Here is a 6,267-nt window from a genome sequence, read left to right as displayed (position 1 = left end):
TCGAACCGCAGGGATGCACTCAAAACGCAAATAGGGTAACTCCAACCCTTTGCCCTCGCGAGCACGCGCCCCCGTTTATTCCGAGAGGCAACGCAACTGAAAACCGGGAGCGCGGTAGACTGCCGTACGCGGATAAAGCCACGTTGCACCAAAGTTCAAATATATTCCTTGTGTCCCGCTGATTGTGGAAGTCCAGTTGTATCCGCTGAAACCGACGCTGCTCAGCGAGCCCGAGCTGGAACTGCGGGAGCCCGGGGACTTAGAACCCGGGCTTGGGCACGTTTCCCATTCAAATTTTGCAATTCGAGTGCCGCTCGGCACCGCCCCAATCGGTTCCGTCGAAAGCTCTCTTGCACCGTTTATTCCGAGAGGCAACGCAACTGAAGACCATGGCCACGACTGTCAGAGTAACTGGTGCTGAGGCCCTGCGCATTGAAATTCAAGTCCTGACCGTAGAGACTGCCTGTTGTGGACGACCAACTGTAGCCGTAGCGACCGATGCCGCCCAAGGCACCTGTATCCCGATGGCGGTAGCCCGGGGCGGAGGTGGAATTTCAGATGAGGCAGGCGTGGCGGGGAGAACTCAAAGGAAAAAAGGTAACAGATGAATGACGATGGCGCAACCCATCATCAAGACGTACAGAAAGTTAGTGAGAAAGTTGGGCTTCCGGCTGTTGAAATAGGTCGGAATAATCACCGCCAACGGAATGGCGACGATCGGCAGCTGGTAGAGCGACCGGCTCGGCATGGCCGCCAGCGAGAGCAGATTCGCCAGCAGCATCCAGATGAAAAAAATGTAGGCCTTGAACGGCTTGAGTTTGTAGCTGCGGCTCCGCCCGAAAAAGGTGATGAGCGACAGGATGAACAGAATAACGACGCAACCGATAAATGTCCATTCGAAACTGCTGAAGTATTCGATGGCGGGAAGCGGCTGCGGGGTGAGTAAGGCGTCGCGACAGGCGGGCAGAATGCTCAGAAAGTCGCCTCCGGCAAGCCATACGCCGTAGGCGCTCAAAAAGAGGGGAATCAGCCAACCGCCGAAAGCGGCGACCCATTCGCGGAGGTCGAATAGGCGGAAGATGGTCAGGCCGACGGGTATCAGCACGACGAGCAACAAGGCGGGTGCGTAGATGGCGCCGGCGGTGCCGAAGATGAAGCCGACGGTCATATAGGCGCCGGTGCTCAGCGGTTTGTAGTTGTAGCTCCGGAAGATGATCTCGCAGGCGAGCAGCAGCAAAAATGCGGCGAGCAGCGGCCGGAAGGTGAGGTAGTTGTTGTAGTATCCGGAGCTGATCAGGAGGTAGATGATGGAGGGCATGTAGGTGCGCTCCAGAAAAATGACGTTCCGAATGACGATCCGGGTGACGAAAAAGGAGTTGATGAAGACGAGAATTGAAGAAAACAGGACGCCCAAGGCGGGAACTCGAATCAGAAAACTGTCGATCAGCACTCCCAAGGGTGTCCCGGCGGCCGGGCTGGATGTCCCGCTGGCGTATGGGGCTCCGATCTGGCGATAGTGCTCGGGATGAAACAATTCGACTCCCCAGAAGATGACGATCAAGAGCAAAAAATACAAAAAGGTCTTGAACAGATTCTGACGGGTGAGGTCGAAACTCATCTTCTGATCTTTAAATTCATTCGCTCTTGCTCCTAACCGGACGGAACTGCCGCTTTTTGTAAAAAGCGGCACCAAAAACTTTCGTGATAGCTACGCTACTCCTTAGGCTCCGCAGTCCTCATTCTTTGCAAGTCTTTCGGGCTGGGTTTTCTCGGCGAGCGCGCTTAGGGTATTATGCCCAATTATTTAGCGCGCTGCGCCGGAAAACCACAGCCCAACGAACAAATCGAGATTTGGGTCGCCGGCAGCTTGAGGATGCGAAGCATCCGTCTAAAGTCTTTTTGGTTCTTTTTCTTCAGAAAAAGAACAGTACCCTCCAGATAAGGTGCAGGAAGAACGAATGGTTTTATAATAGATCGCGGCCGATGTCGCGACGACAATATTTACCCTCGTATGTAATCCCCTCGATCGTGCCGTAAGACCGTTCCGTCGCCGCAGGGATCGAATCTCCCAGAGAAGTCACCGCCAGCACCCGTCCCCCCGCCGTCACCGTTTCGCCCCCCTTGAGAGCTGTTCCGGCATGGAAAACGATTGTCTCGCCCTCGGACTCCATGCCCGATTCACCCGCAGTAGCGGTCGACAAACCCTGAATCGGAAGCTCCTTGGCATATTCCCCCGGATATCCCCCCGAGACGCACACCACCGTCGCCGCCGTCCGAGGCGTCACCGTGATCGTCTTCTCCTCCAGCGTGCCGTGTGCAATCCCCTCGAACAGGTCGATGATGTCCGACGTAATGCGCGGCAAAACCACCTCTGTCTCCGGGTCGCCCATCCGGACGTTGTATTCGATCACCTTCGGCTCGCCCCCGCAGTTCATCAGACCGATGAAGATAAAGCCCGTGTAGTCCAGCTCCTCCTCCCGAATCCCGCGAATCGTCGGTTCGACGATCCGGGTGCGCACCTTCTCCATAAACTCCGGGGTGGCGAACGGAACCGGCGACACAGCCCCCATCCCGCCCGTATTGGGCCCCGTATCCCCCTCGCCGATCCGCTTATAGTCCTTCGCTTCAGGCAGAATCTTGTACGACTTGCCGTCCGTAGCCACGAAAACCGAGACTTCGATCCCCGACAAAAATTCCTCGATGACCACCTTTTTCGAAGCCGCTCCGAACTTGCCCTCCAGCATGGCCCGCAGTTCCGCCTGCGCCTCCGCCAGGTCGTTGATAATCAACACCCCTTTCCCCGCCGCCAAACCGTCCGCTTTCAGGACATACGGCGCCTGCACCTGATCCGAAGCGAGAAACGCGCAGCCCTCTTCGACATTGTCCCGGGTGACGGTAAAATAGGCTGCCGTCGGCACCCCGTGCCGGCTCATAAAAGCCTTCGCATACTCCTTGCTCCCCTCCAGCCGCGCTGCCTCCTGCGACGGCCCGATCACGGGGATGTGCCGGATCTCGGAGTCGTTCAGGAAATAGTCTTTCACCCCCTCGACCAACGGCTGTTCGGGACCCACCACCACGAGGTTGATGTAGTTGTTCAGCACGAACTGCTTGATGGCCGGAAAGTTCGACGGGTCGAGGTCGGCATTGACCCCGCACGACCGCGTCCCGGCGTTCCCCGGTGCGATGAAGAGCTTCTCCAGCCGCGGACTCTGCGCGATTTTCCAGGCAAAGGCGTGTTCCCGGCCCCCGCTGCCGAGCAGCAGAATATTTACCGTCTGCGGTAATTTCATCCGAATCGATTTTTTTAGTGAGACAAAGATACGTAAATTTGACACTCCCGGCAATCCGGGAAGCGAGAATAAAACCATACAAACAACGAGGATATGAAAAAACGACTGATCGGGCTGGTCGCTGCGGCGACGGCTCTGTGCGCGCCGTTCGGGGCGGCGGCCGACGAGGGGATGTGGCTCTTGCCTTTCATCGAGCGGATGAACATCGAACAGATGAAGGCCAAAGGGCTCAGGCTCGACGCGCGGGACATTTACGACTTGAACCGGACGTCGCTCAAGGATGCGATCGTGATCTTCGGCGGCGGGTGCACGGGCGAGATCATCTCGCCCAACGGGCTGATCGCCACGAACCACCACTGCGGCTACGGGTCGATCCAGCAGCACAGTACGGTGGAACACGACTACCTGAAGAACGGCTTCTGGGCGCAAACTTTGGAGGAGGAGCTGCCGACTCCGGGGCTGGCGGTGACCTTCATCCGCGAGATCAAAGACGTGACGCCGGAGGTGCTGGCGAAGGTGAAGCCGGGGATGACCGAGGCGCAGCGCAATGCGGCTGTGAAAAAGGCGTCGGAAAAGATCGTCAAGGCTCATAGCGATGCCAAGGCTTTTCGCGGCGCGCAGGTGGTGCCGATGTTCGGCGGGAATCAGTATCTGTTGTTCGTGACGGAGCGCTTTACGGATGTCCGGATGGTGGGGGCGCCGCCGTCGTCGGTCGGGAAGTTCGGGGGCGATACGGACAACTGGATGTGGCCACGGCATACGGGGGATTTCTCGCTGTTCCGCGTCTATGCGTCGCCGGACAACAAGCCGGCGGCGTACTCGAAAGACAATGTGCCTTACCGGGCGCCGAAGCATCTCGAAATCTCGCTCAAGGGATACAAAGAGGGGGATTATGCGATGATTATGGGGTTCCCGGGGCGGACGAACCGCTATATGACTTCGTATGAGATCGACCAGGTGCTGGAGCAGGACAATCCGATCCGCATCTTCGTCCGGGGCGAACGCCAGAAGTTGCTGTGGGAGGATATGATGGCCGATCCGAAGGTGCGGATTCAGTATGCGAGCAAGTATGCGGGGTCGTCGAACTACTGGAAAAACTCGATCGGGATGAGCCGCGGGCTGCGCAAGTTGGATGTGCGGGGCAAAAAGGCGGCTCAGCAGGCCGAGTTTACGGCGTGGGTGAATGCGGCGCCGGAACGGCAGGCTGCATACGGCCGGGCGTTGCCGCTGATCGACAGCGCGGTGCGGTTGCGGCGCGAGGCGGCGCGGATCCAGCAGTTTATGAACGAGGCGTTGCGGACGGGGGTGGAGAGCTTTACGCTGGGGACAGCGGTGAACGGGATTCTCGAAGGGCAGAAGGATGACAAAAAGGCGGCGGAGGCGATCCGTCGGGCGGGCGAGGCGTTCTTCAAAAACTACAGCCCGGCGACCGACCGTAAGGTGACGCGGCGGATGTTGCAGATCTTCGCGGACAGTGTGGCGGCGGCGGACGAGCCGTCGTTCTTCGCTGCGGTGCGGCCGGATGTGGCGGCTTATGCGGCTCGGTTGTCGGAGGGTTCGCTGCTGACGGATACGGCGCGGTTCTACGGGGCGTTGGCGAATTTCGACCGGGCGCAATGGGCGGCGGATCCGGCGGTCGTGGCGGCGGCTTCGATCGGGGCGAAGAGCAAGGAGTTGGCGGATGGGGCGTTGAAACCGGCGGCCGAGCTCTTTGCCGAGGGACATCGGCTGTGGGTGGCTGGGCTGCTGGAGATGAATCCGGAGCGGGCGTATGCGCCGGATGCCAATTTCACGTTGCGGCTGACTTACGGGCAAGTACTGCCGTATTGGGCGGCGGATGCGGTGTTCTATAACTACTTCACGACGCTGGGCGGGGTAATGGCGAAGGAGGATCCGAAGAATCCGGATTTCATCGTGCCGGAGCGGCTCAAGGAACTTTACAAAGCGAAGGATTTCGGGCCGTATGCGGTGGATGGCGAGGTGCCGACTTGTTTCCTGACGAACAACGATATCACGGGGGGTAACTCGGGGAGTCCGGTGCTGGATGCGGAGGGTCGCCTGTTGGGGCTGGCGTTCGACGGCAACTGGGAGGCGATGAGCGGCGATATCGCGTTCGAACCGGAGGTGCAGCGGACGATTGCGGTGGATATCCGGTATGTGTTGTTTCTGATCGATAAGTATGCGGGTTGCCGGCGGTTGATCGACGAGATGACGATCGTGCGGTAGATCGTGCAGTGATTTACGTATAAGGGGTTCCGGCTGTTCTGTTTTGCAGGGCGGCCGGAATTGTTTTGCGGGGTGCTGTGGCTGGACTGGGAATGCTTGAGTAAGTTAGGGTAGAGGTTGTCAGTGGAAATGCGTAGGCATTTCCCGTCCACGGGACGTGGGGCTGCCTGGCCCGAGGGCTGTTTCAGACGGATCAATGCCCATCCGCGCGTGAACACTGGGTTGGGCCGCCGGCAGCGGGAGGATGCGTAAGCATCCGTTAAAAGTTTTTTCGGTTCCTTTTGTTCACAACCGACGCTGCCGGCGAGTGCAATGCAAACGCAGTTTGCAAATTGCCGAGCGGCGAGGAGGAAAACGAGCGCAGCGAAGTTAAAAGGAACAGTTCCAGCCGGGGCAATGACCAGACCGCGCGCGACCGCTGAAGTAGGAAATCATTCAAAGCGTCATGCGTTTTGAATAAGATTTCCGCCAGCGCGCGGGCAATGAACTGGGCTGAGCTGATTAAGCGATACGCAGTATCGCTCCGTCCCGCCGGGGTCACCCGGACGCCGCCCGCGCAGGGCAGTTTCATCCGGGTCGAAGCTCGATCCGCGCGCGATCGCTGAAGTAGGAAATCATTCAAACGCGTGATTTGCGTTTGAATAAGATTTCCGCCAGCGCGTGGACAAAGAACGGGGCAATCGTTTCTGTTTTGATCGCGCGCCTTACGCGATTCAGGCTATTTTGACTCACCGTCAAAATAGAGAATCGC

The 6,267-nt window shown here is 58.4% G+C and carries 5 protein-coding genes; 1 reads left to right on the top strand and 4 read right to left on the bottom strand.

Annotated features, from left to right (window positions below; all coding sequences use genetic code 11):
* Window positions 1–359 precede the first annotated feature (359 nt).
* The 3 genes from QZ302_RS08140 to purD all read right to left on the bottom strand — a co-directional run bounded on the left by QZ302_RS08140 (window position 360) and on the right by purD (window position 3,290).
* Window positions 360–509, bottom strand: coding sequence for a hypothetical protein (locus QZ302_RS08140; RefSeq protein WP_294594324.1), 150 nt, complete (start codon window positions 507–509; stop codon window positions 360–362).
* A 74-nt stretch (window positions 510–583) separates the two neighbouring features.
* Complete coding sequence (locus tag QZ302_RS08135; protein ID WP_294594322.1) at window positions 584–1,618, bottom strand: hypothetical protein; 1,035 nt, start codon at window positions 1,616–1,618, stop codon at window positions 584–586.
* Between the two features lie 346 nt (window positions 1,619–1,964).
* Window positions 1,965–3,290: a phosphoribosylamine--glycine ligase gene (gene purD / locus QZ302_RS08130; RefSeq protein WP_294594320.1), complete on the bottom strand. Its 1,326-nt coding sequence runs from the start codon at window positions 3,288–3,290 to the stop codon at window positions 1,965–1,967.
* Window positions 3,291–3,383: 93 nt separating this feature from the next.
* On the opposite strand from purD, the gene QZ302_RS08125 reads away from it, so the two are divergent.
* Entirely contained in the window at window positions 3,384–5,516 is a 2,133-nt protein-coding gene (locus tag QZ302_RS08125) for a S46 family peptidase (protein ID WP_294594319.1), read from the top strand.
* A gap of 259 nt (window positions 5,517–5,775) precedes the next feature.
* On the opposite strand, the gene QZ302_RS08120 is transcribed toward QZ302_RS08125, so the two are convergent.
* Window positions 5,776–6,087: a hypothetical protein gene (locus QZ302_RS08120; RefSeq protein ID WP_294594317.1), complete on the bottom strand. Its 312-nt coding sequence runs from the start codon at window positions 6,085–6,087 to the stop codon at window positions 5,776–5,778.
* Window positions 6,088–6,267 lie beyond the last annotated feature (180 nt).

The organism is uncultured Rikenella sp. (genome assembly GCF_910579375.1).
Taxonomy (GTDB): domain Bacteria; phylum Bacteroidota; class Bacteroidia; order Bacteroidales; family Rikenellaceae; genus Rikenella.
Note: the sequence above shows the minus strand (reverse complement) of the source record. Positions and strands in the feature narration are given on the sequence as shown.